This is a genomic window from Micromonospora sp. WMMD730, from assembly GCF_049178955.1.
GTDB classification, from domain to species: domain Bacteria; phylum Actinomycetota; class Actinomycetes; order Mycobacteriales; family Micromonosporaceae; genus Micromonospora; species Micromonospora wenchangensis.
The window spans coordinates 7,051,789-7,075,972 of sequence record NZ_JBMHML010000002.1 but is presented as its reverse complement, the minus strand read 5'-3'; the positions used below and the strand labels follow the sequence as shown (position 1 = coordinate 7,075,972).

The 24,184-nt window shown below is 73.5% G+C and carries 21 protein-coding genes; 11 read left to right on the top strand and 10 right to left on the bottom strand.

Going from position 1 to position 24,184, the window contains the following annotated elements:
- Positions 1-12: 12 nt before the first annotated feature.
- The 7 genes from ACN265_RS30345 to ACN265_RS30315 all read right to left on the bottom strand — a co-directional run bounded on the left by ACN265_RS30345 (position 13) and on the right by ACN265_RS30315 (position 7,412).
- Positions 13-630: a DedA family protein gene (locus ACN265_RS30345; RefSeq protein ID WP_204928455.1), complete on the bottom strand. Its 618-nt coding sequence runs from the start codon at positions 628-630 to the stop codon at positions 13-15.
- Between the two features lie 48 nt (positions 631-678).
- Complete coding sequence (locus ACN265_RS30340) at positions 679-1,992, bottom strand: adenylosuccinate synthetase (RefSeq protein WP_420118155.1); 1,314 nt, start codon at positions 1,990-1,992, stop codon at positions 679-681.
- Entirely contained in the window at positions 1,989-2,948 is a 960-nt protein-coding gene (locus ACN265_RS30335) for a hypothetical protein (RefSeq protein ID WP_421410811.1), read from the bottom strand. Before ACN265_RS30335 ends, ACN265_RS30340 begins: the two co-directional genes overlap by 4 nt.
- Positions 2,949-2,958: 10 nt before the next feature.
- Positions 2,959-3,948 (bottom strand): serine/threonine protein kinase, encoded by a 990-nt coding sequence (locus ACN265_RS30330; RefSeq protein ID WP_421410810.1) that lies wholly within the window; start codon positions 3,946-3,948, stop codon positions 2,959-2,961.
- Positions 3,945-4,697 (bottom strand): NUDIX hydrolase, encoded by a 753-nt coding sequence (locus tag ACN265_RS30325; RefSeq protein ID WP_357925123.1) that lies wholly within the window; start codon positions 4,695-4,697, stop codon positions 3,945-3,947. The genes ACN265_RS30330 and ACN265_RS30325 overlap by 4 nt, the downstream gene beginning before the upstream one ends.
- A 157-nt stretch (positions 4,698-4,854) precedes the next feature.
- On the bottom strand, positions 4,855-5,961 hold the full coding sequence (locus tag ACN265_RS30320; RefSeq protein WP_421410809.1) for a MaoC/PaaZ C-terminal domain-containing protein: 1,107 nt from the start codon (positions 5,959-5,961) through the stop codon (positions 4,855-4,857).
- Positions 5,961-7,412, bottom strand: a complete 1,452-nt coding sequence (locus ACN265_RS30315) for a 3-oxoacyl-ACP reductase (protein WP_421410808.1) — start codon at positions 7,410-7,412, stop codon at positions 5,961-5,963. Before ACN265_RS30315 ends, ACN265_RS30320 begins: the two co-directional genes overlap by 1 nt.
- A 56-nt stretch (positions 7,413-7,468) precedes the next feature.
- Here ACN265_RS30315 and ACN265_RS30310 point away from each other — a divergent pair, with 56 nt between their 5' ends.
- The 4 genes from ACN265_RS30310 to purB all read left to right on the top strand — a co-directional run bounded on the left by ACN265_RS30310 (position 7,469) and on the right by purB (position 11,787).
- Positions 7,469-8,761 carry an acetyl-CoA C-acetyltransferase gene (locus ACN265_RS30310; protein WP_421410807.1) on the top strand — a complete coding sequence of 431 codons (1,293 nt, stop codon included), beginning with the start codon at positions 7,469-7,471 and terminating at the stop codon, positions 8,759-8,761.
- 154 nt (positions 8,762-8,915) lie between these two features.
- Positions 8,916-9,854, top strand: coding sequence for a TNT domain-containing protein (locus ACN265_RS30305; RefSeq protein ID WP_421410806.1), 939 nt, complete (start codon positions 8,916-8,918; stop codon positions 9,852-9,854).
- Positions 9,855-9,954: 100 nt separating this feature from the next.
- Positions 9,955-10,209 (top strand): hypothetical protein, encoded by a 255-nt coding sequence (locus ACN265_RS30300; protein WP_420118850.1) that lies wholly within the window; start codon positions 9,955-9,957, stop codon positions 10,207-10,209.
- A 153-nt stretch (positions 10,210-10,362) separates the two neighbouring features.
- Positions 10,363-11,787: an adenylosuccinate lyase gene (gene purB / locus ACN265_RS30295; protein ID WP_420117412.1), complete on the top strand. Its 1,425-nt coding sequence runs from the start codon at positions 10,363-10,365 to the stop codon at positions 11,785-11,787.
- 237 nt (positions 11,788-12,024) lie between these two features.
- Here the strand turns inward: purB and ACN265_RS30290 are convergent, their stop codons facing one another.
- Together ACN265_RS30290 and ACN265_RS30285 are read right to left on the bottom strand one after the other, a co-directional pair.
- Positions 12,025-12,591, bottom strand: a complete 567-nt coding sequence (locus tag ACN265_RS30290) for a YbjQ family protein (RefSeq protein ID WP_421410805.1) — start codon at positions 12,589-12,591, stop codon at positions 12,025-12,027.
- 24 nt (positions 12,592-12,615) lie between these two features.
- On the bottom strand, positions 12,616-13,299 hold the full coding sequence (locus ACN265_RS30285) for a S1 family peptidase (RefSeq protein WP_088641950.1): 684 nt from the start codon (positions 13,297-13,299) through the stop codon (positions 12,616-12,618).
- A gap of 463 nt (positions 13,300-13,762) precedes the next feature.
- Between ACN265_RS30285 and purS the strand changes: the two genes are divergently transcribed.
- The 4 genes from purS (at position 13,763) to ACN265_RS30265 (ending at position 18,353) form a co-directional block, all read left to right on the top strand.
- Complete coding sequence (gene purS / locus ACN265_RS30280; RefSeq protein WP_088641951.1) at positions 13,763-14,023, top strand: phosphoribosylformylglycinamidine synthase subunit PurS; 261 nt, start codon at positions 13,763-13,765, stop codon at positions 14,021-14,023.
- On the top strand, positions 14,020-14,703 hold the full coding sequence (purQ, locus tag ACN265_RS30275) for a phosphoribosylformylglycinamidine synthase subunit PurQ (protein ID WP_204928444.1): 684 nt from the start codon (positions 14,020-14,022) through the stop codon (positions 14,701-14,703). The genes purS and purQ overlap by 4 nt, the downstream gene beginning before the upstream one ends.
- A gap of 70 nt (positions 14,704-14,773) precedes the next feature.
- The gene (gene purL / locus ACN265_RS30270) at positions 14,774-17,593 is read left to right on the top strand and encodes a phosphoribosylformylglycinamidine synthase subunit PurL (protein ID WP_421410804.1); all 2,820 of its coding nucleotides are present in this window, start codon (positions 14,774-14,776) and stop codon (positions 17,591-17,593) included.
- A 4-nt stretch (positions 17,594-17,597) separates the two neighbouring features.
- Complete coding sequence (locus ACN265_RS30265) at positions 17,598-18,353, top strand: 2-phosphosulfolactate phosphatase (protein ID WP_421410803.1); 756 nt, start codon at positions 17,598-17,600, stop codon at positions 18,351-18,353.
- Positions 18,354-18,476: 123 nt separating this feature from the next.
- Here the strand turns inward: ACN265_RS30265 and ACN265_RS30260 are convergent, their stop codons facing one another.
- Positions 18,477-20,756, bottom strand: coding sequence for a carboxypeptidase-like regulatory domain-containing protein (locus tag ACN265_RS30260; protein ID WP_421410802.1), 2,280 nt, complete (start codon positions 20,754-20,756; stop codon positions 18,477-18,479).
- 150 nt (positions 20,757-20,906) lie between these two features.
- Between ACN265_RS30260 and ACN265_RS30255 the strand changes: the two genes are divergently transcribed.
- The 3 genes from ACN265_RS30255 (at position 20,907) to purM (ending at position 24,181) form a co-directional block, all read left to right on the top strand.
- Positions 20,907-21,260 carry a sterol carrier family protein gene (locus ACN265_RS30255; RefSeq protein WP_421410801.1) on the top strand — a complete coding sequence of 118 codons (354 nt, stop codon included), beginning with the start codon at positions 20,907-20,909 and terminating at the stop codon, positions 21,258-21,260.
- 168 nt (positions 21,261-21,428) lie between these two features.
- Positions 21,429-22,967, top strand: coding sequence for an amidophosphoribosyltransferase (gene purF, locus ACN265_RS30250; protein WP_204928439.1), 1,539 nt, complete (start codon positions 21,429-21,431; stop codon positions 22,965-22,967).
- Positions 22,968-23,026: 59 nt separating this feature from the next.
- The gene (purM, locus tag ACN265_RS30245) at positions 23,027-24,181 is read left to right on the top strand and encodes a phosphoribosylformylglycinamidine cyclo-ligase (RefSeq protein WP_357925154.1); all 1,155 of its coding nucleotides are present in this window, start codon (positions 23,027-23,029) and stop codon (positions 24,179-24,181) included.
- The last annotated feature ends 3 nt before the right edge of the window (positions 24,182-24,184 follow it).

Below are 24,184 nucleotides of genomic sequence, written 5' to 3'. Positions count from 1 at the left end.
GGCCCGGAGTGGTCAGCGGTTGGCGGCGGCGCGACGGCGGGCCCGCAGGCGCATCCAGCGGACCAGCTCCAACACCCCGGTGACGGCCAGCGAGAGCCCGACGCCGACGAGCAGTCCCCGGAGCGGATCGCGTTCGAAGGCCAGCCCACCGAAGTAGCCGAGCAGCCCGCAGTACAGGCTCCAGATCGCGGCGGCGACGGCGTCGAACACCAGAAAGCGCAGGAGCGGATACCGGACGGCCCCCATGGTCAGGGTGACGGCGGTCCGGCCGCCCGGCACGAATCGGGAGGTGGTCAGGATCGAGCCGCCCCGCCGGTCCACCGCCCGGCGGGCCCAGTCCGAGCCACTGCGGCGGCGACTACCGTCGGGCAGCCGGGCCAACCGCTCCGCGCCGCCGCCCCGGCCGATGCCGTACGACACGTGGTCGCCGGCGAGCGCGCCGAGGGCCGCCACCGCGATCACGGCCACCAGGTTCGGGTGGCCGCTGGCCGCGAACACCCCGGCGGTGATCAGGACGGTTTCGCCGGGCACCGCCGGGAAGAACGCGTCGACCGCGGTCACCACGAAGATCACCAGGTACACCCAGGGCGAGGTGACGGTGTGGTGGAGCAGGTCGAGCACCGACTGCATGCCCTCATGCTCGACGCTGGGCCCCCGGCCGGGGGCCCAGTCGCCGGATCAGGCCACCCGCCGGGGAACCGGCAGCGGATCGGCGGCCGACCTGCCGTGCTCCCGCTTGTCGGCGGCGGTGGGGCCGTGCGAGGTGAGCACCACCGGGGCGGCCAGCGCCTCGGACACCGCCGCCGGCCAGTCGGTCGGTGGGGCGTCGTACACCGGGCGGGTGGTCAGCAGGCGGGCGGTGAGGGCCGCCTGCCGCTCCAGGTCACCGGGTGGGCCGGGGCGCAACCGGTCGGTCCCGTCGTAGCGGCGGCACAGCTTCAGCGCCGGGCGGGCCGGGTCGGGGCGGGTCAGGTCGAGGTGGGTGAGGGCGAGGCCGTCCACCCCGCCGGCCACGTCCAGGGCGTACCGGTGGGCGACGGCGTCGAAGTGGCCGAACCGGAACCGGCCCTGCCACGGGTTGGTCGGGTTGCGCGGGTCGGTCAGCGGCAGCGTCCGGTCCTCGGTGACCAGCGGACCGGGCCCGTGCCGGGTGGTCACCGTCCGTACCACCCCCAGCCGGTACGCCGACCCGGCCGCCCCCGCCTCGGCGAGCAGGTCCTCGGCGTTGGCGAAGGTGGTGGTGCTCCACGTGGTGTACGGGTGGAAGCCGTGCCACTCGTCCAGCAGCACCCCCTGCGCCCCCTCGAACACCACCGTCCCCGCCCGCAACACCCCGGCCAGGTACGACCGGTCGACGATCGCCACCCGGTCGGCGAAGGCGGTGAACGCCGGCAGGCAGTCCGCCACCGGCGGGGCGTCCAGCGGGCCGAGTTCGGCGGTCAACCGGTCCCGCAGCACGGTGAGCCGGCGGCGCAGCAGCTCCCGGTCCCGGCAGTCGGCCACCCGGGGCGCCTCGTCGGGGTGGGCGAGCCCGTACCGGACGGACTCGCCCACCCCCAGCCCGCAGGAGCCGTGCCGGGCGGCCCCCCGGGCGATCTCCCGGAGCCGGTTGGCGGCCCGGTGGTACGGCGTGGCCAGCAGCGCCTCCCCGTCGACCGTGAGCCGGTCGAGGGCGTCGGGCACCCCGACCGAGGCCAGGTGGTCGGCCTCGGCGGCCAGCGCCAGCGGGTCCACCACCTGCTGCCGGGCCAGGTGGGTACGCACCCCCGGGCGGAACGTCCCCGCCCCGAACTGGGCGAACGTGTGGTGCCTGCCGTCGGGCAGCACCACGTTGTGGGCGGCCTGCGCACCCCCGTTGAACCGCACCACGGTGTGCACGTGGCGGGTCGCGCAGAGCCAGTCCACGACGGTGCCCTTGCCGGCGTCGCCGTAACCGAGGTCGACCACGATCACATGCCGGCCGGGCTGTCCGGGGTCGGGGAGCGCGGTCACAGCCGGGTCACCCCACCGGCCCGGCGCGACGTGGCCGGCAGCGTGGAGACCTCGGCACGCCGGCCGCCGCCCAGCGGGGCCAGCGCCTTGGACACGGTACGGCCGGCGGTGGAGCCGGCCCGGTCCAGGTCGCGCAGCCCCTCGTCCAGGTCGATGGCCTGCTCGCCGAGGCCGACGGTGAGCGCGATGGTCTCGCAGACCGCGTTGAGGTCGTCGAGGACGACGGCACGCTGTCCGAGCAGGTCCCGCCAGAAGTCGAGCACCGTGGCGTTGCCGGCGTAGTGGCTGCCGGCGGGGAGCAGGTAGTAGGTGTCCCAGCGGCGGGTCACCTCGTCGACGATCTGCCGCAGCGGCACGTCCTCGCCGAGGTCGTCGCCGATCAGCCGGCTCACCTCCCGCCGGCTCACCCGGGGGTACGCCAGCTCGTCGCCGATGATGAACAGGTAGCCGCGCCGGCCCCGCTTCTCCCAGCTGTCGGTGACCGTGTGCCGGGCCATGAAGTACATCGCCAGCTCGTACGACTCGGTCATCTGACCGCCGCCGCCGCCCTCCAGCACGATCCGGCCGAGGTCGTCGTCCATCCGGTTGTCCGACTCGAACTGCCCCACCTGCAACGGCACCCGGTCGCAGGTGGCGTCGCCGATCGCGCCGAACAGCACCTGCGGGTCGCGGGCGTAGCCCTGGCGCAGCAGCAGCCCGAGCAGTTGCGGCAGCTTGGCCTGGAGGGTGCGGGGCACGTGCCCCATCGAGCCGGTCACGTCGAACAGCACCGCGATGGGTGTCGACTGCGGGTGCTCGGCCGAGTCCCGGCTCTCCCGTACCGCGCCGCGCGGGTCGAGCGCCGGGTGCACGGTCCGGGCCCCGCCGTCGCTGTAGGAGAAGGCGCTCTTGCCCTTCTTCTTCCGGTAGCGGTCGGCGGCGTCGTACACGTCGGTGGACCAGATTCCGCTGCCCATGGCAGCCTCCCTAGGGGTTGAGGGTGAAGGGTCGGAAGGTGCGCGGCCCGTAGAGCCGGTCGAGCACCTCGTCGAGTTCGCCGAGCAGTCGCCAGGCGTCGTCGGGTCGGGCGGCCAGCGCCGGGCGGCGGCAGCCGTCGGCGAAGGCGCGCAGTTCACGGGGGGCGCGGTCGCCCATCAGCCAGCTCATGCACGTCGCGGCCATCGCCAGGTCGGTGCCGGGGCCGGCGGGTCGCCGGGCGGTGACCTCCGGCGGGTACCAGTCCTCGTGGCCGGGGACCAGCGCCGGGACGGTGCCGCCGTCGACGGCGGAGAAGCACCAGTCGACGAGCACCACGCCGTGCGCGTCCGGCTCGATCAGCACGTGCCGGGGGAGCACCGCGCCGTGCACCACGCCGGCCCGGTGGGCCAGGCCGAGGGCGACCAGCAGCCGCCGCCACATCCAGGCCGCGTCCCGGGCGTCCAACCCGTCGGGGTACGCCCGGCGTACGGCGTCGAGGTCGTGCAGCCCGGGTACGGCGGCCAGCACGCTGATCCGGCGTTCCGCCCCGCTGGCGGCGTCGCGGTGCCGGAAGCTGTCCACGAGCCGGGGCACGTACGGCAGGTGGCGCGGGTCGCCGCGGTCCTCGATCTGCCGCAGCGCGTACGCCTCGCGGGCCATCAGGTCGTTGTCGGCCGGGTCGCGGGGCAGCTTGAGCAGCCGGTCCGCGCCGACGTCGTAGAGGTCGGCGAGGTCACCGGCGTGGGCGAGCGCCCCGAGCCGGTACCCGCCGAGCACGACCGTCGCCGGGTCGGGTGTGTCGGCCGCCTGCCAGCGGGTGGTGACCTGGACGAAGGCGTCGGTGGCCGCGGCGCGTACCCCGGCGTCGAGCGTGCCCAGCCGGTCGGGGTGCAGGGCCGCGACCAGCTCGCGGTAGCGCCGGGCCGGGCTGTCGACGCCGAACAGGTCGGCGTCGGTGCGGGCCGCCGCGACCAGCCGGATCGCCTCGTCGGTCCTCACCGGACGGTCTCCTCCCGGGCGGGGCGCAGCAGCGCCGGGTGCAGCAGTCGGGCGTCGCCTGCCCGGTAGAGCCGGGCCCGGGGGCCGCCCCGGGCACCGCCGCGTTCGGTGTTGCCGCCGGTGCTCTCGACGAAGCCGGGGACGGAGAGCACCTTGCGGTGGAAGTTGCCGGCGTGCAGCGGGTGCCCCCAGACCGTCTCGTAGACGCCGCGCAGCTCGGCGATGGTGAACTCGGGGCCGAGGAAGCGGGCGGCCAGCGGGGTGTACTCCAGCTTGGAGCGGGCCCGTTCCAACCCGTCGTCGACGATCCGGGCGTGGTCGAAGGCGAGCTGCCGGCTGGGCAGGGCGGTGACCGGCAGCCACCCGGCCTCGTCGGCGTCGCTGTCGGCGACCGGGTCGGGCAGGTCGGGGGCGAAGGCGAGGTGGGCGACGGAGACGATCCGCATCCGGGGGTCCCGGTCCGGTGCGCCGTAGCTGGCGAGCTGTTCGAGGTGGACGCGGCGCAGCCGGTCGCCGCCGAGGCCGGTCTCCTCGGCGAGTTCGCGGCGGGCCCCGGTGGCGAGGTCCTCGTCGGGCTGGACGAACCCGCCGGGCAGCGCCCAGTGCCCCTGGTAGGGGGGCTGGCCACGCCGGATCAGCAGCAGGTGCAGCGCGCCCTCGCGGATGGTCAGCGCCACCACGTCCACGGTGATCGCGGTCGCGGGGTAGGCGCTGGGGTCGTATCCGGCGAGGAAGTCCTGCTCGTTCACGGCGTCCCTCTCAGGTTGAGAATTACTCGATCTGAGAACAACTTAGCTCACGAAAAAGTGCTCCGCAACCGGTGGAACCGGCGCGGTGGCCGACCGGTGCTGTGCGTCCTGTCACGCGGGCCGCCCGGCACCGGGTGGTGCCGGGCGGCGTCCGGCCTCAGCGGACGGTGCCCACCAGGTGCGGGCGGCCGGTCCGGGCGTCGTGCAGGGCGAAGTCCCAGCCCGGGACGGCGCTGAACGCCACCGTCGAGGGCAACGGCACCGGCAGCTTGAACGCCACCTCCACCGTGTACGCCTCCGGCAGCCGGCTCTCCAGCGCAGCCAGGCAGCGGGCCTTGCTCCACATGCCGTGCGCGATCGGCCGGGGGAAGCCGAACACCCGCGCCCCCAGCCGGGAGGTGTGGATCGGGTTGTGGTCCCCGGAGACCCGGGCGTAGTCCGTACCCACCCGGGGGGTGAGCCGCCAGTGCGCGGTGGCGGCCGGCGGCGCGGGCCGCTCACCGGGGTCGCGCCCGGCACCCCCGCCGGCCCCGCGCTCCCGGCCCAGGTACGTCGACACCCCGCGCCACACCTCCTCACCGTCGACCGAGCCGACCAGGACGACGTCGACCTGCCGACCCCGGGCGTGTGGCCGCAGATTCTCGGCGTACGCGACGAAGTCCCACGGCACGTCGGCCGGAACCGGCCGGTGCACGGTGATCCGGTTGCCCACGTGCACCACCCCGGCCAGCGGGAACGGGAACTCCGGCAGGGTCATCAACCGCAGCGCCAGCGGGAACCCCAGCACGTGCGGGTAGGTCGCCGGCAGCGTGTCGGCCAACCGGAAACCGCACACCCGGTCGTACTCCGCGAGGTGGGCCCGGTCCACGGTGACCCCGGTGACGGCCAGCTCGACCGGGGGCGCGGCGTCCGGCCGGCGGGAACGGCCGATCCCGGGCAGCGCGTCGCGCAGCGCCCGCCGACGGAGCGCGCCCGGTCGGGGGAGCCCCGGCAGCACCACCCGGGGCCGCGCCGCCGGCCCGCCGTCGTGGCCGCCCGACCGGCCCGTCAGATCCTCGGTGCGGTCCGTGCCGGCCGGGGACGTCAGGTCCCGGGTGGCGTACGCCGACAGGTCGTGGGTCTCGTCGACGCTGCGGTCCGGGCCGGCGGCGCGGGCGGCGGCCAGCGCGGCCGGTGAGATGACCTCGGTCGGCCCCTCGATCAGGTCGCCGACCGACAGTTCGCCGTCGCCGGACTCCTCGGGTCGGTTCCTGCGCCGTGCCATCACGCCCCCAGCAGACTCTGGCCGCAGACCCGGACCACGTTACCGCTGACCGCCGCCGAGGCCGGCCACGCCAACCAGCCGATCGTCTCGGCGACGTCCACCGGCAGGCCGCCCTGGGCCAGGCTGTTCATCCGTCGACCCGCCTCCCGGATCACCAGCGGAATGCGGGCGGTCAGCCGGGTCTCGATGAACCCGGGTGCGACCGCGTTGACGCTGATCCCCCGCCCGGCCAGCGCCGGGGCGAGCGCGTCGACCAGGCCGATCACCCCGGCCTTGCTGGTCGCGTAGTTGGTCTGCCCCCGGTTGCCGGCGATCCCGGCGATCGACGAGACGGCGACCAGCCGGCCCCCCTCGGGGATCAACCCCCGCTCCAGCAGCACGTCGTTGATCCGTTCCTGGCTGGAGAGGTTGACGTCGAGCACCGCGTCCCACCGGTCGGCGTCCATCCGACCCAGCGTCCGGTCCCGGGTGATGCCGGCGTTGTGCACCACCACGTCGACCCGGCCGTGCCGGTCGGCCAGGTGGTCGGCGAGCCGGGTGGGGGCGTCCGCGCCGGTCAGGTCGAGCTGTACGGCGGTGCCGCCGATCTCGTTGGCGACCGCCGCGAGGGCGTCGCCGGCCGCCGGGACGTCCAGCGCGACGACCTGCGCGCCGTCGCGGGCGAGCACCCGGGCCACCGCCGCGCCGATGCCCCGGGCCGCGCCGGTGACCAGCACGACCTGCCCGGCCAGCGGCCGGTCCCAGTCCGCCGGGACGGCGGCCGGCCCGGTGCCGACCCGGACCACCTGCCCCGAGACGTACGCCGACCGGCCGGAGAGCAGGAACCGCAGGGTCGCCGCCAGGCTGGTCGCGGTGCCGGCGTCCCCGTCCGGGGTGACGTACACCAGTTGGGCGGTGACACCCCGGCCGAACTCCTTGCCGATGCTGCGGGTCAGCCCCTCCAGGGCCCGCTGGGCGGTGGCCTCCCGGGCCGGGCCGCACTCGCCCGGCGGGGTGCCCAGCACGATCACCCGGCCGCTGGGCAGCACCGAGCGGGCCTGCGGGTGGAAGAAGTCGTAGAGCTGACGCAGACCGGTGGAGTCGGTGATGCCGGTGGCGTCGTAGACCAGGGCGCCGAACCGGGCGGGCGTCCCGCTCCCGGCCGGTGCGCCGCCGTTCCCGGCCCGCTCGTCCCGGCCGGCGGGTCCGTCGGCTGCGGCGGAGTCGTCGTGCCCGGCGGCGGGCGGGGCGGTGCCCGTTCCGGTGCGCACGTCGACCCCGGCGGCGGTGAGCAGGGCGGCGACCTGGTCGCCGAGCCGACCGCCGGTGGCCGCGCCGAGCAGGACCGGGCCGGGCAGCAGCGGGTCACCGACGGCGTACCGGCGCAGTCGCGGTGGGTCGGGCAGCCCGAGGCGCTTGACCAGCGCGCGGCCGGCCCCCGATTGGACGAAGCTCGCGTACCTGTCGGTCATAGGCGTAGCCTACTGGCCAGTAGGTTGTGGGCAAGTCCTGAAACGGAGGCGGGATCGTGCAGAGCATCCGGCGGGTCGCGGTCATCGGCGGCAACCGCATCCCCTTCGCCCGGTCCAACTCCCGGTACGCCAGCGCGTCCAACGCCGACCTGCTCGGCGCGGCGCTGGACGGGCTGGTCGCCCGGTTCGGGCTGGCCGGGCAGCGGGTCGGCGAGGTGGTGGCCGGGGCGGTGCTCAAGCACTCGAAGGACTTCAACCTGACCCGGGAGGTGGTGCTCGGCTCGAAGCTTGACCCGCACACCCCCGCGTACGACATCCAGCAGGCGTGCGGCACCGGCCTGGAGGCGGCCATCCTGGTCGCCAACAAGATCGCCCTCGGGCAGCTCGACGTGGGCATCGCCGGTGGGGTCGACACCACCTCCGACGCGCCGCTGGCGATCAACGAGGACATGCGCCGCACCCTGCTGAAGCTCAACAGCGCCCGGACCCTCGGCGAGCGGCTGAAGATCGCCGCGAAGCTCCGCCCGCACCAGCCGTTCCGGCCCGAGTTGCCGCGTAACGCCGAGCCCCGCACCGGGCTGTCGATGGGCGAGCACGCCGCCCGGACGGCGCTGCGCTGGCAGATCGACAGGCAGTCCCAGGACGAGTTGGCACTGCGTTCGCACCAGCGCCTCGCCGCCGCGTACGAGCGGGGGTTCTTCGACGACCTGATGACGCCGTACCTGGGGCTGACCCGGGACCAGAACCTCCGCCCCGACACCAGCCTGGACAAGCTCGGCGCGCTCCGGCCGGTCTTCGGCACCCGGGGCCCGGACGCGGATCAGGCCACCATGACCGCCGGCAACTCGTCCCCGCTGACCGACGGCGCGTCCACCGTGCTGCTCGCCTCCGAGCAGTGGGCGCGCGAGCACCAGCTGCCCGTGCTGGCCTGGTTCTCCTGGTCGGAGACGGCGGCGGTGGACTTCGTGCACGGCGACGAGGGGCTGCTGATGGCCCCCGCGTACGCGGTGCCCCGGATGCTGGACCGGGCCGGGCTGACCCTCCAGGACTTCGACTTCTACGAGATCCACGAGGCGTTCGCGTCGCAGGTGCTGGCCACCCTGGCGGCCTGGGAGTCGCCGGAGTTCGGCAAGGACCGGTTGGGGCGGGACGCCCCGCTGGGCGCGATCGACCGGGACCGGCTCAACGTCGCCGGCTCGTCGCTGGCCGCCGGGCACCCGTTCGCCGCCACCGGTGGCCGGATCGTGGCCACGCTGGCCAAGCTGCTCGCCGAGAAGGGCAGCGGTCGGGGACTGATCTCGATCTGCGCGGCCGGCGGGCAGGGCGTGACCGCCATCCTGGAGCGCTGACCCCGGGCTCCACCACCCGGCGGCCGGGCCTCGGCATCACCGCCGGGCGGCGGGATGAGCCCCCCATCGGGGGACGAACCACCCAAAGGCTCACTTTCACGTGCTGACCTCCACAGGATGAGGGCGACAATCGTCCCGTTTCAGGAGGTTTATGGTGAAACGCAGCCGTTGGCTTCTCGCCGTGCTCTCCAGCGCGGCCCTGGCCCTCCTCCCCGGAGCCGCCCCGTCGGCCGGTACGCCGGGCAGCACGGCCCGGACCGCCACGCTTGTCGACGACGCCTCCCGAGGGTCGGACGGCAACCGTTCCGGCTCCCCGGGGGCGGACGGCAACCGCTCCGGCCACGGCGGGCAGCCCACCGCCCGCGCCGCGCACAGCCGCACCCCGCAGCCGCCGCCCGACACACCGAGCCTGTGCCGGCCCGGCCTGCCGCCGGACGCCCCGCAGACCACCCGGTTCTACGACGACAACCGGCTGCTCGGGCCGGCCGTGCTGCCGACGGAGAGCCCGGTCGGCCCGCTGCTCGCCGGCTACCGGCGGTTCGGTGCGCAGACCGAAGCGCAGTGGGTCGGCAACTACACCGTGAACGGGGCCGGCACGACGCTGGTCTTTCCGCCCGAGAACGGCTTCTTCCTCGGCCCCGACGGCAAACCGGTGAAGCAACGGCAGACCATGCTGGCCGGCTACCGGCTCGACCGGTTCGGCTTCACCGGTGGCAGCTTCCTGGCCCCGCTCGGCACCCCGTTCAACTCCCGCTCCCTCGCCCCGCAGAGCCTGAACACCCCGCCCACGCCGCCGGCCACCACGCCCGCCGCGCCGCTGGCGAACTACCACACCTACTGCGTACTCAAGCCGTTCGACGTCGACTCCGGCCCGATCGCCCCCTGGTTCGCGCAGCCCGGCATGGGCACCCAGTTCCAGCTCAACCCGGCGTACGTGCCGGAGGCCGGCAAGCTGCTCACCGTGCAGTGGCTCCTCGACCACCACGTCATCGTCGAGGAGTATCTCGGGGGGAGCACCCCGCCGTGCGCGGCCGACGCCGTGCCGCGTCAGGGTGGGCGGGGCGGCGGGCTGCGTACCGCCCCGGTGTGCTGATCCGCCGCCGCCCCGACCCGGTCGGCTCCTGCCGTGCCCGGCCCGGCCGTTCGGGCGGCCGCCGGGCCGTCCGGCCTGTTGACGCACCCTGGAGGTCACCGTGGACCGGCACGAGCTGCGTAACGCCCTCTTCGCGACCGGGATATCCCCGGACGCCTTCGAACTGGAAGGGGTGCACGAGCACGTCCCCCTGCCACCCGACTTCTGGTTCCTCCGCCGCTGCGCCGACGGACGGTGGGAGATCGGAGCGTACGAACGCGGGGTGTACGACGTCCGCCTGACCTACGACACCGAGCAGGAGGCGTGCGCGGGGTTGTGGCGGGCACTGACCGGTCGGTCCGAGGCCGCGGGCTGAGGGCACAGCCCGACCAGGTGATCCACTCATCGGAGGCGAAACTGCGGTGTCCCGGCCCGCGCGACACCGCAGTTTCGCCTCTCAGGAGTCGATCACCCCACCCCCGGCGGCCCGACCAGGGCGGCGGTCGTCGGGTAGGAGAGAATGAGGTACGTGACGACGATCCCGAACGTGCTCGCCCACCGGTACGCCTCACCCGAACTGGTCGCCCTCTGGTCCCCGGAGGAGAAGGTCCGGATGGAGCGGCGGCTCTGGCTCGCCGTGCTCCGCGCCCAGCGGGACCTCGGCGTGGCGGTGCCCGACGGCGTGGTCGAGGCGTACGAGCGGGTGGTCGACCAGGTCGACCTGGCCTCGATCGCCGAGCGGGAGCGGGTCACCCGGCACGACGTGAAGGCCCGGATCGAGGAGTTCAGCGCGCTCGCCGGGCACGAGCACGTGCACAAGGGGATGACCTCCCGCGACCTCACCGAGAACGTCGAGCAGCTCCAGGTGCGCGCCTCGCTGGAGCTGATCCGCGACCGGGTGGTCGCCGCGCTGGCCCGGCTGGCCTGGCTCGCCCACGAGCACTCCGGCCTGGTGCTGACCGGCCGCTCGCACAACGTCGCCGCGCAGGCCACCACGCTGGGCAAGCGCTTCGCCTCGGCGGCGGAGGAACTGCTCATCGCGTACGAGCGGCTGGAAGACCTGATCAACTGGTACCCGCTGCGCGGGATCAAGGGTCCGGTGGGCACGGCCGCCGACCAGCTCGACCTCTTCGACGGCGACGCCGCGAAGGTCGCCGAGCTGGAGCGTCGGGTGGCCGAGCATCTGGGCTTCTCCCGGGTGCTGGACAGCGTGGGCCAGGTCTATCCGCGGTCGATCGACATGGCGGTGCTCGCCGCGCTGGCGCAGGTGGCCGCCGCGCCGTCGTCACTGGCCACCACGATCCGGCTGATGGTCGGTCAGGAGCTGGCGACCGAGGGCTTCAAGCCGGGCCAGGTCGGCTCCAGCGCGATGCCGCACAAGATGAACACCCGTTCGTCGGAGCGGGTGAACGGCTTCGCGGTGATCATCCGGGGTTACCTGTCGATGGTCGGCGAGCTGGCCGGCGACCAGTGGAACGAGGGGGACGTCTCCTGCTCGGTGGTCCGCCGGGTGGCCCTGCCGGACGCCTTCTTCGCCGCCGACGGGCTGTTCCAGACCTTCCTCACCGTGCTCGACGAGTTCGGGGCGTACCCGGCGGTGATCAGCCGGGAGCTGGAGCGCTTCCTGCCCTTCCTGGCCACCACCAGGATCCTGGTCGCGGCGGTACGCCGGGGCGTCGGCCGGGAGGTCGCGCACGAGGTGATCAAGGAGCACGCGGTCGCCGTGGCCCTCGCGATGCGCGAGAAGGGCGCCCCCGACAACGACCTGTTCGACCGGCTGGCCGCCGACTCCCGCCTCGGTCTCACCCGCAGCGAGATCGACACCCTGGTCGCCGACCCCGCCACCTTCACCGGTGCCGCCCAGGCCCAGGTGGACGCGATCACCCGCCGCATCACCACGGTCGTCACCGCCCACCCCGAAGCCGCCACCTACTCCCCACCCCCCATCCTCTAACCCCCCCGCGCCCGCCTTCCCGCCCTCTCTCCCCCCGGTGATCAAGAGCTTTGCGTCACCAATGAAGATCAACCAGCCCCAAACCTCTTGATCACGCCCCGCAGGCCCGGCCGGGCGTCGGCTCGCCCCCGTGATCAAGAGGTTTGCGTCACCAATGGAGATCGAATTGGCGTAAAGCTTTTGATCACCCGTGGTCACGGGGGCGGGCGGAAGCCGGGTGGGGTGGCAGGGCGTGGGTCAGGAGTCCCGGGTGGGGGTTTCGGCGGCGGAGGAGAGGTTGGGGGCGCTCGCCGGTTCGGCGATGCCGCCGGGGGCCTCGGCGAACCCGGGGTCGTGTGCGGTCTCGGCAGCGACCAGGGGTTGGTCGTGCGGCATGACGTCGGGGACCTTGGGCACCACGATCACCGCCGTGCCGTAGGCGCAGATCTCCATCCACATCTCGCCGCAGTCCCGGCTGTCGAAGCGCATCCCCACCACGGCGTTGGCGCCGATGCGCAGGGCCTCCTCGCCGAGCCGGGCCACCGAGTCGGTGCGCCAGCGGGTGAGGTTGTCCGGGGCCATCGGGTCGTACGCACCGCCGCGCAGGTTCTTGACCCCCTCGCGGTACGGGTTCCGGGTCCGCGCCATCGACGACACCACTTCGCCGAGGATCTGGCGGATCTCGTAGCCGGGCAGTTGATCCGTCGTCACGACCAGCACGGTTCCGATGCTGTCAGTAGCGCTACGGCGTCGAAGCGTGCCGTACGCACCTGGTCGGATGCTGCAAAACCAGGCGGCGCGGACGCCCGGCACGCGACCGGCCATCCGCACCGCCTGCGGTGGTAACCGTCAGACACCGGCCGTCGAGGTGATCCAGGCCCGGTTGTACGCGACGCTGCCGTAGTTCTGGATGCTCGACCCGTCGGCGGTGGAGGCGACCCCGACCTGCCGGCCGTTGTAGAACTGCGGGCCGCCCGAGTCGCCGCGCCACGCGTTGCCGTTGATCCGGGTGCTGCGGATCGCCTGGCCGCCGTACGCGTCGGTGGCGTTGGTGCTGGTCACCTGTACCGAGGCGGTCTTGAGCTGGCTGGACGCCCCGCAGCCGCTGTAGCAGGTCATGCCCCAGCCGTAGATGGTGTTGGTGGAGCCGACCGGCGGGTTGCTGCTGGCCAGGCTGACCGCGGTGGTGCTGACCGTGCTGGACAGCCGCAGCAGGGCGAGGTCGTTGCGGGTGTAGGAGGCGCTCACGGTGCGGGTGGTGCCGCCCGAGGCGTAGTAGACGCTGCCGACCCGGACGGACATGGTGCCGCTGACGCAGTGCCGGGCGGTGAGCACCCACTGGGCGGAGATGACGCTGCCGGAGCAGGTGAACGACCCGTTGCTGAAGACCGCGGCGGCCCAGGGGGCGGAGGAGACGGTGCTGCCGCCGATGATCGGCTGCGGGCCGGCCGGGGCGGCGGTGGCCCCGGAGGCGGCGACGAGGACACCGGCGAGGGCGGTGGTGAGCACCGCGAGCGTGGAGCGGAGACGCATCGGGAGAGACTCCTTCGGGTCGGGCCCGGGGTGGCCGGGCGGGGGTCGGGCGTCGGGGTGGGGGTGGCCCCTCGGGGACGCCGACCGGGCATCGATGTATCTCGATGAGGCTAGGGGGTGGTGATTGGCTTCACAAGGGTGCCATCGAGATCAACCAATGTGACAGGAATGACCCGGGATGTGCTCGTCCCTGTTTGTCGGATACCGGTCGCAAATCTGGCGTTGAGCCGTGTATTGCCTGCTCAGGTAGGGTGTGTCGGAGCGACGCGACGACAATCGGCAACAAATCCGTATCAGAGCGGCAACGAACGGATCTCGACCACACGTCCCGGCGACCGGTAACGTCGATCACTGCCTGAACTGCGCCCGGCCGGTGCGTCCGGACCGGAATCTGCCAGGTACGCTGGCTGCGCTCGCCCGTAGTGGGCCGGCACCCAACTGCGTACACAGTCAGGAGTGCCCAGTGCCTCGCGTCGTCGTCGACGTCATGCTCAAGCCCGAGATCCTCGATCCTCAGGGCCAGGCCGTCGCAAACGCGCTGCCGCGGCTCGGCGTCGGTGACGTCGCCTCCGTCCGCATCGGCAGGCGGATCGAGATCGAGTTCACCGGCGAACCGGACCTGGACCGGGCCCGGGAGATCGCCGACAAGCTGCTCGCCAACCCCGTCATCGAGGACTTCACGGTCCGGGTCGAGGCCGACGAGACCGCGGACGCGAACTCGTGACCGCCCGCGTCGGAGTGGTGACCTTCCCCGGCTCGCTGGACGACGGGGACGCCGCCCGCGCCGTGCGGATCGCCGGCGCGGAGCCGGTCCGGCTCTGGCACGGTGACCCGGAGCTGCACGGGGTGGACGCCGTCGTCCTCCCCGGTGGCTTCTCCTACGGCGACTACCTGCGCTGCGGGGCCATCGCCCGGTTCGCCCCCGTGATGGAGACCCTGGTCGACGCCGCCCGGGGCGGCCTGCCGGTGCTCGGCATCTGCAACGGCTTCCAGATCCTCTGCGAGGCCCACCTGCTGCCCGGCGCGCTCACCCGCAACCAGCACCTGCACTTCCGCAACCGCGACCAGGTCCTGCGCATCGAGTCGGTCGGCACCGCCTGGACGAACACCTTCCAGCCCGGCCAGGAGATCCTCATCCCGGTCAAGAACGGCGAGGGCTGCTACGTGGCCGACACCGCCACTCTCGATGCGCTGGAGGCCGAGGGGCGGGTCGTCGCCCGCTACGTCGGCGGCAACCCGAACGGCTCGCAGCGGGACATCGCCGCGATCACCAACGCCGCCGGCAACGTGGTCGGCATCATGCCCCACCCCGAGCACGCGGTCGAGGCGCTCACCGGCCCCTCCCTGGACGGCCTCGGCTTCTTCACCTCGGTGCTCAAGCACCTGGTGGGGACGCCGGCGTGACGGTGCTCGGCGGCAACATCGGTCGGCTCCACCGCCCCACCGGCGGGTACGAGCGCAGCGAGGAGAGGTCATGACCACCCACCAGGACCCGGCGGTTCGGGCAGTCGCGGGCGTCGCCCCGGCGGAACCGCACGCGGCCGTCGCGCCGCCGGCCGACGCCGGTCGGCCCAGCGGTCCGACGCCGGCCACCGACTGGGCCGACGGCGTGGACACCGTGCAGCGGGCCGCCGGCACCGGCGACGAACTCCAGCCGTACGCCGAGCTGGGCCTGCGCGACGACGAGTACGACCGGATCCGGCACATCCTCGGCCGCCGCCCCACCCAGGCCGAGCTGGCCATGTACTCGATCATGTGGAGCGAGCACTGCTCGTACAAGTCGAGCAAGGTGCACCTGCGCCAGTTCGGCGAGAAGGCCCCGCCCAGCGACCGGCTGCTCGCCGGCATCGGGGAGAACGCGGGCGTCGTCCGGGTCTCCGACACGCTGGCCGTCACCTTCAAGGTCGAGTCGCACAACCACCCGAGCTTCGTCGAGCCCTACCAGGGCGCGGCGACCGGTGTCGGTGGCATCGTCCGGGACATCCTCGCGATGGGCGCCCGCCCGGTCGCGGTGATGGACCCGCTGCGGTTCGGTGCGGCCGACCACCCGGACACCGCCCGGGTGCTGCCCGGCGTGGTGGCCGGCGTCGGCGGCTACGGCAACTGCCTCGGTCTGCCCAACATCGGTGGTGAGCTGGTCTTCGACCCCTGCTACCAGGGCAATCCGCTGCTCAACGCGCTCTGCCTCGGCGTGCTGCCGGTCGACCGGTTGCAGAAGAAGGACGCCGCCGGCCCCGGCAACGTCGTGGTGCTGCTCGGCGCGAAGACCGGCCGGGACGGCATCGGCGGCGTGTCGGTGCTGGCCAGCGCCACCTTCGACGAGGGCAGCGAGCAGCGCCGTCCGTCGGTGCAGGTCGGTGACCCGTTCATCGAGAAGCTGTTGATCGAGGCGTGCCTGGAGCTGTACGACGCCGAGCTGGTCGTCGGCATCCAGGATCTCGGCGGCGCGGGCCTGACCTGCGCGCTCACCGAGACCGCCGCGTCCGCCGGCACCGGGATGCGGGTCTGGTTGGAGCGGGTCCCGCTGCGCGAGCCCTCGATGGAGCCGCACGAGATCCTGGCCAGCGAGTCCCAGGAGCGGATGCTGCTGGTCGTCACCCCGGACAAGCTGGAGGCGGTGCTCAAGACCGCCGAGAAGTGGGGCGTGCTCGCGACCGCGATCGGCGAGGTCACCCCGCCCGCGCCCGACGGCCGGCCGGGCCGGCTGCTGGTCACCTGGAACGACCACGTGGTCGTCGACGTGCCGCCGGGCTCGCTTGTCGACGACGGCCCGGTCTACGCCCGCCCGATGCGGGAGCCGGCCGACCTGATCCTGCTCCAGGCCGACCGGGCCGAGACGCTGCCCCGGCCGAGCAACCCGGAGGCGCTGCGGGAGACCCTGCTGCGCATGATCGCCTCGCCGAACCTGGCCGACAAGACCTGGGTCACCGAGCAGTACGACAGGTATGTGCTGGGTAACACCGTGCTGGCCCAGCCGGAGGACTCCGGTGTGATCCGGATCGACGAGCAGAGCGGCCTGGGTGTCGCCCTCTCCGTCGACGGCAACGGCCGGTACGCGCGCCTCGACCCCTACCAGGGGACGAAGCTGGCGCTCGCCGAGGCGTACCGGAACGTGGCGGTGACCGGCGCGAAGCCGATCGCCGTGACCAACTGCCTCAACTTCGGTTCGCCTGAGGACCCGGGCGTGATGTGGCAGTTCGCCGAGGCCGTCCGTGGCCTGGCGGACGGCTGCCTGGAGCTGGGCATCCCGGTGACCGGCGGCAACGTCAGCTTCTACAACCAGACCGGTGCCGCCGCCATCCACCCGACCCCGGTGGTCGGTGTGCTGGGTGTGCTGGACAACGTGGCCGACCGGGTGCCGATGGGCTTCGTCCCCCGGGCCAACGGCGACCACGACCAGGTCTACCTGCTCGGCGACACGCACGTGGAGCTGTCCGGCTCGGAGTGGGCCTGGGTGACGCACGAGCACCTCGGTGGTATGCCGCCGCAGGTCGACCTGGGCCGGGAGCGCCAGCTCGCCGAGCTGATGGCCGAGGCGGCCCGGGTGGGTCACCTCAGCTCCGCGCACGACCTGTCCGACGGCGGCCTGGCCCAGAGCCTGGTCGAGTCGAGCCTGCGTCGGGGTGTCGGGGTCCGGATCGGCGTGCCGGAGCGGTTCGCCGACGGTTCGCTGCCGTTCGTCTTCCTGTTCAGCGAGTCGGCCGGCCGGGCGCTGGTGACCGTGCCCCGGGGGCACGAGAAGGCGTTCACCGCGCTCTGCGACGAGCGGGGCGTGCCGTGGGAGCAGATCGGCGTGACCGACCCGGCGAGCGGTGCCCTGGACGTGCACGGCCAGTTCCGGATCGGCCTGGACGAGCTGCGGGCCGCGCACACCGCGACCCTGCCCCGGCTCTTCGGCGGCCCGGAGGCGGCCCAGGTGCAGGTCGAGGCGGTCCGAACGGGTACCACCACGATCGCGCCGGCAACCGCCACGCAGCCGGTGGACGTGCCGCAACGGCAGCAGCCGGCGGACGCGGACGACCCGGCAGCCGAGGCGGTGGCCGCTCCGACGACCGACGCCCCGGTGTCGGACGGGTCGACGTCGACCGGCCCGGTGTCGGACGACCCGGCGGCCCGCGCCGCCTCGTCGGACGACGCCGCAGGCTCCGCGCCGGCACCGGACGCCCCGGCGGGCTCCGCGCCGACGTCGGACGCTCCCGCCGGCTCGGCGACCGGGTCCACCCCGCAGGCCGACGCGGCGACCTCCGACGCCGGTGACGGTGACGGGCAGCGCCCGACGCCCGAGCAGCGCTGAGGCGGTGGCCTCGGCCGTCCACGTCCAGCCCGGGTCGAGTGCCCGCTTCGACTGGGGGCTGACCGGGGCGGCGGAACTCGGCCGGGTCTGTGCCGTACTGGTGGTGGTGGACGTCCTGTCGTTCACCACCGCCGTCGAGGTCGCGGTCGCCCGGGGGGTGCGGGTCCACCCGTTCCCCTGGGGTGAGCAGGCGGCCGACTACGCGCGACGGGTCGGTGCGGTGGCGGCGGTGGGCCGTCGGCAGACCACCACCGCCCACCCGTGGTCGCTGTCCCCGGCGGCCCTGGCCGGCGCACCCGTCGTCGGCGATCTGGTGCTGCCGTCGCCGAACGGCTCCGCGATCAGCGCCGCCGCCAGCGCCACCGGCCGGCCGGTGGTCGCGGCCTGCCTGCGCAACGCCAGCGCCGTCGGGCGGTGGCTGCACCACCAGGGGTACGGCACGACGGACGCCCCGGTCGGGGTGATCGCCGCCGGTGAACGCTGGCCGGACGGCACCCTGCGCCCCTCGGTGGAGGACCTGCTGGGCGCGGCCAGTGTGCTGGATGCCGTCTCCGGGGTGCCCGGTGGGCTGTCCGTGGAGGCGGCGATGGCGCTGGCCGCCCTGGCCAGCACCCCGGACGTGCCGGCGGCGGTACGTGGCTGCGTCTCCGGCCGGGAGTTGATCGAGAGCGGCTTCGCCGGGGACGTCGAGGCGGCCGTGCAGCGGGACGTCTCGACCGTGGTGCCGGTGCTCCGCCAGGGGGTCTTCTCGGCCGGCTGACCCGGCCCGTAGGAACCGTGCTGACCTGCCTGTAGGAACCGTGCCGACCCGACCCGCAACGACGGTGGGCCGCCCCGATGTGCGTCGGGGCGGCCCACCGTCGTTCGCTTTCGTCGGTCCGGGTCAGTCGTCCAGCCAGTCGAGGCGGCGTCCGCCACGCTCCGGGGGCGGGCCGTCGGGCCGGGCCCGACCGGACGGGGGCTGCTGGTCACGACCGGGCTGGCCCTGCTCGCCGTAGTAGCCACCCTGCTGCTGGTCGTAGCCCTGCTGGTCGTAGCCGCCGCCGCGCTGCTGCGGGGGTTCCTGGCCGTAGCCGCCCTGCTGCTGCTCGGCACCGTAGCCGCCGGCCTGACCGTAGCCGCCCTGCGGGGCGCCGTAGCCGGGCTGCTGGTCGTACCCGCCGCCGCGCTGGTCGTAGCCGCCCTGGTGGGCGCCACCCCGCTGGTCGTACCCGCCGCCGCGCTGGTCGTAGCCGCCCTGGTGGGCACCCGTCGGCTGGTCGTAGCCGCCGTGCTGGCCGCCCTGGTGGGCACCGGGCTGCTGGTCGTAGCCGCCACGCTGGCCGCCGCCGTAACCCTGGTCCGGGCCGGCGTCGTACCCGGCCTGCTGGCCGTATCCGCCACCGGCGTAACCACCGGTCGGCTCGGCACCCCGACCGTAGCCACCCCGCTCGGACTGGCCGTAGCCGCCCGCGCCCGGCTGGCCGTACGCGTCCGGCTCCGGCTGGTAGGTGCTCGTCGGGTACGGGTCGGCGGCCGGCGCGTACGAGGTGCTGTCGCCGGTGTACCGGCCGGTGGGCTCGTCGTAGCGCTGCTCGCCGCCGAAGCCGCCGGCCTGCTCCTGCGCCGGGTAGCCGGCACCGGCGGTCGCGCCGTAGTCCCGGCCGCCGTAACCGCCACCGGAGGCGTGCGCGTTTCCGTAACCGCCACCCGATGCGGGGGCGTTGCCGTAGCCGCCACCGGAGGCGGGCGCGTTGTCGTAGCCACCGCCCGATGCGGGGGCGTTGCCGTAGCCACTCCCGGAGGACGGTGCGTTGCCGTAGCCGCCACCGGCCGGGTTCGCCGCGCCGTACGCGCCTGCGGCGGCACCCGCCGCTCCGGCCGCGCCGTAGCCGCCGCCGGAGGCGGGTGCGGCACCGTAGCCGCCCGGCTGGCCGCCGTAACCGCCCGGGCCACCGGGCTCGTCGCCGTAGCCGCCGGCACCGGCCCAGTTGTCCTGCGGTGCGCCGTAGGGCTGCGGTGGCGCGGCGTACGGGTCCGGCGGGACGTCGTCGACGACCGGTCGCTGCAACATCGTCGGCGCGTCGCTCAGCGCGGAACTGCCGACCATCGTCGGGTCGGGGCCGGCACCGACCCGGTTGACCACCCGGGTCTGGTCGTCGGTGCCGCGTGGGCTCCGGGGGCCGGGGACGTCACCGGCCGCAGCGGCACCGGCCGGTCCGTTCCCGTCGTCGTCGGCGTTCCTCCGGCGGATCCAGAGCAGCACGATGGTGCCGACGCCGGCCGCCACCAGCAGACCGCCGAGCAGGATGATCAGGAAGGAGCCGAACCCGCTGTCGTCGTCCTGCGACGCGGCCTGCTGCTGCCCGCCGGTCGGTTCGGCGCTCTCCTCGGTGGTCTCTGCGGTCGTCTCCTCCGAGGGGGTCGGCTCGGCGGAGGTCGACGGGGTGGCACTCGGGCTCACCTCGACCTTCAGCGCCAGGCTGATCCGCTGGTTGCTCAGGCTCTGCCCGGCCCCCGCGCTGATCGGCTTGGTGGCGACGACGCCGTCCTTGCTGGCCCCGAGCACCATCGAGCCGGGCGCGATCGGGTTGGAGCTCGACCCGGTGATCCGGAAGTTGCCGCTGCCGTCGCTGGTGGTGTTGAACTGCTTGCCGGTCGAGTCCTCCAGCCCCACCACCGCGTTGGGCACCGCGTCGCCGGTGGCCGCCACGACCACCTTGCCGGAGATCGACTTGACGGTCGGCTTGTCCTGCGGCGGGGTGGTCTGCGGCGCGGCCTTGGCCACCAGGGTCACGGTCGTGCTGGCCGAGTTCTCGGCGCCGTTGGCGTCGACGGCCTTCACGGTGATCGTGGCGGACCCGCTCGACGCGTCGTCGGCGAGGGCGAAGCTGGCGCTCGACCCGCCGCTCTGGTCGACCTTGTTGCGACTGCAACCGTCGACGCAGCGGAGCTTGCCGTTGCTGGAGGTGACGGAGACGTCGACCGGGGAGCCGTCACCCACGGTGAGCGAGTAGTTGACCCGGGTAGTCTTCCCGGCCTCGACGGAACTCGGGGACGCCGACACGTTGTTGACGCTCGGAGCGGCGAAAGCGGGTGTGGCGGGGACGGTGAGCAGGGCGCCGGCCACCAGCGCTACGACCACACCGGCCCGCTGCGTCCAGGCACGTCGGTGTGTTGACACGTCCACCGCCTTCCGGTCTGACCTCCCCGGCGGGGGCCGGGGATCATCACGGTACGAATACGCCGTCGGCAACTATGCCTTGTCTGACCGGATCGGCGCGACCCAGGGGCCAGCGTGGCACTCCGCGGCCAGGGGTCGTATCGTCCCGTCGTGTCCTCTCCGCACATTAAGTCCGCCGCGGTGCTGGCGGCGCTGACGGCGCTCGATGAGGGGCGTATCCCCGAACGACAGGTGTACCGCGAGGCGGTCCGTGCCCTTCTGACCGCCCTCGCGGAGCGTGCCCCCGGCCGATCGGTGGAGGTGCGTGTCCCACCTTACGGTGCAGTTCAATGCGTGCCCGGGCCCCGACACACCCGGGGTACCCCGCCGAACGTGGTGGAGATGGCGCCGGACACCTGGCTGGCGCTTGCCACCGGACGGCTGTCGTGGGCGCAGGCGGTCACGGACGGTCGCGTACAGGTGAGCGGAAACCGGGCGGATCTCACCGACCATCTGCCGCTCTAGCTGCACCGTTCCGCTCGACGGGGTGACGGGGTGGAGGCAGATCGTGACTTTCTGTATTGACTCGTGTTCGCGTACACTGTCAGGCGACGACAGTGGTCCAGGGCCGAAAGGTGCGGAGCAGCCCCCCGGCTCCGCCAGGCCAGTCCAGACCAGCATGAGGGAGCGGCAGTGCCCCGAGGCGATGGCCGGCTGAGCCACGACCTTGACCCCCAGCGACCCGGCCCCCAGGACGCGTGTGGCGTCTTCGGCGTCTGGGCCCCGGGTGAAGAGGTCGCCAATCTCACCTATTTCGGACTCTACGCACTCCAGCACCGGGGCCAGGAGGCCGCCGGTATCGCCGTGAGCGACGGCTCGGGAGTGGTGGTCTACAAGGACCTCGGCCTGGTGGCCCAGGTGTTCGACGAGCCGACCCTGAAGAGCCTGCGCGGCCACCTGGCCATCGGGCACGCGCGTTACTCCACCACCGGCGGCTCGACCTGGGAAAATGCCCAGCCGACCATCCGGTCGACCACCTCCGGCACCACGATCGCCCTGGCGCACAACGGCAACCTGGTCAACACCGCCGAGTTGCAGAAGGAGGTCGCCGAGCGCGGCCTGCTCGACGACGGGGCCACCAACGACACCTCACTGGTGACCATGCTGCTGGCCAGCCGCCCCGACCTGTCGGTGGAGGCCGCCGCGCTGGAGGTGCTGCCGCAGCTACGTGGCGCGTTCAGCTTCGTCTTCATGGACGAGTCGACCCTCTACGCCGCCCGCGACCCGCACGGCGTCCGCCCGCTGGTGCTCGGCCGGCTGGAACGCGGCTGGGTGGTGGCCAGCGAGACCGCCGCGCTGGACATCGTCGGCGCGAGCGTGGTCCGGGAGGTCGAGCCGGGCGAGCTGATCGCGATCGACGAGGAGGGCCTGCGCTCCAGCCGGTTCGCCGCGCCGGAGCCCAAGGGCTGCCTCTTCGAGTACGTCTACATCGCCCGCCCGGACGCCACCATCGCCGGCCGCAACGTGCACGCCGCCCGGGTGCAGATCGGCCGGCAACTCGCCAAGGAGCACCCGGTCGAGGCCGACCTGGTGATCCCGGTGCCCGAGTCGGGCACGCCGGCCGCCATCGGTTACGCCGAGGCGTCCGGCATCACCTACGGCGCCGGCCTGATGAAGAACCCGTACGTGGGGCGGACCTTCATCCAGCCGTCGCAGACCCTCCGCCAGCTCGGCGTGCGACTCAAGCTCAACCCGCTGCGGGAGAACGTGCGGGGCAAGCGGCTGGTCGTGGTCGACGACTCGATCGTGCGCGGCAACACCCAGCGGGCGATCGTCCGGATGCTCCGCGAGGCGGGCGCGCTGGAGGTCCACGTCCGGATCTCCTCCCCGCCGGTGAACTGGCCGTGCTTCTACGGCATCGACTTCGCCACCCGGGCCGAACTGCTGGCCAACGGGCTGGACAACGAGGGCATCCGGCGCTCGATCGGCGCCGACACCCTCGGTTACGTCTCGCTCCCCGGTCTCATCGCCGCGACCGAACAGCCCAGGAGCAGGCTCTGCCGGGCCTGTTTCGACGGGGAGTACCCGATCGACCTGCCGGCCGGGAACCTGATCGGCAAGCACGTGCTCGAAGGGGTGGGCCGGCGGGTCGCCGACGCCCCGGACACCTCCTCCGAGCACCACACACCGCTCGTCGCCACTCCGGGCGGCGCGACCGCCCACCGCCCGTAGCACACCGGGGTCGCCCGGCCACCGTCGGCGCGGCACCGAGAACCACAAAGGGGAGAACCGTGACCTACGTGTCCGAGCGCAGCGGCGCAGGAAGCAGCCCGAGCGGTGCCGGTGGCGACCGCCAGCCCTGGACGGCGGGGACCGGCCGCACCACCCGCAAACGCTCGGTCTCGTACGCCGACGCGGGGGTGTCGATCGAGGCGGGCGACCGGGCGGTCGAGCTGCTCAAGTCCAAGGTGAAGGAGACCCGGCGGCCTGAGGTCATGGGTGACCTGGGCGGCTTCGCCGGCCTGTTCCGGCTGGACACCAAGAAGTACAAGAACCCGATCCTGGCGTCCTCCACCGACGGGGTGGGCACCAAGCTGGTCATCGCCCAGCAGCTCGACATCCACGACACGATCGGCATCGACCTGGTCGCGATGGTCGTCGACGACCTGGTGGCGTGCGGGGCCGAGCCGCTGTTCCTGCTCGACTACATCGCCACCGGCGAGGTCGTGCCGGACCGGGTCGCCGAGATCGGCGCGGGCATCGCCGACGGCTGCCGGTACGCCGGCTGCGCGCTGCTCGGTGGCGAGACCGCCGAGCACCCGGGCGTGCTGCGTCCCGACGAGTACGACGTCTCCGCCACCGGGGTCGGCGTGGTCGAGGAGAGCGAGATCCTCAGCCCGGACCGGGTCGAGGTGGGCGACGTGGTGATCGCGATGCGCTCGTCCGGCCTGCACTCCAACGGCTACTCGCTGGTCCGGCACGTGCTGCTCGGTGCCGGCCGGATGCGGCTGGACGTGGTGATCGACGACTTCGGCCGGCAGCGCACGCTCGGCGAGGAGCTGCTCACCCCGACCAAGATCTACGCGCAGGACTGCCTGAAGCTGATCACCGAGGCGGAGGTGCGCTCGATCGCCCACGTCACCGGCGGCGGCATCCCCGGCAACCTGGTCCGGGTGCTGCCCGAGCACGTCGACGCGGTGGTCAACCGGGCAACCTGGAAGCCGCAGCCGATCTTCGACCTGATCCAGTCCAAGGGCCGGATCGAGGACTCGGAGATGGAGTCGACGTTCAACATGGGCGTCGGCATGTTCGCCATCGTCTCCGCCGAGGACGCCGACCGCGCGCTGGCCACCCTCGCCGGCCGTGGCGTGGACGCCTGGCAGGCCGGCGAGATCATCGAGGGCACCGGCAACGTGCAGATGATCGGCCAGCACACCCGGGGCTGAGCG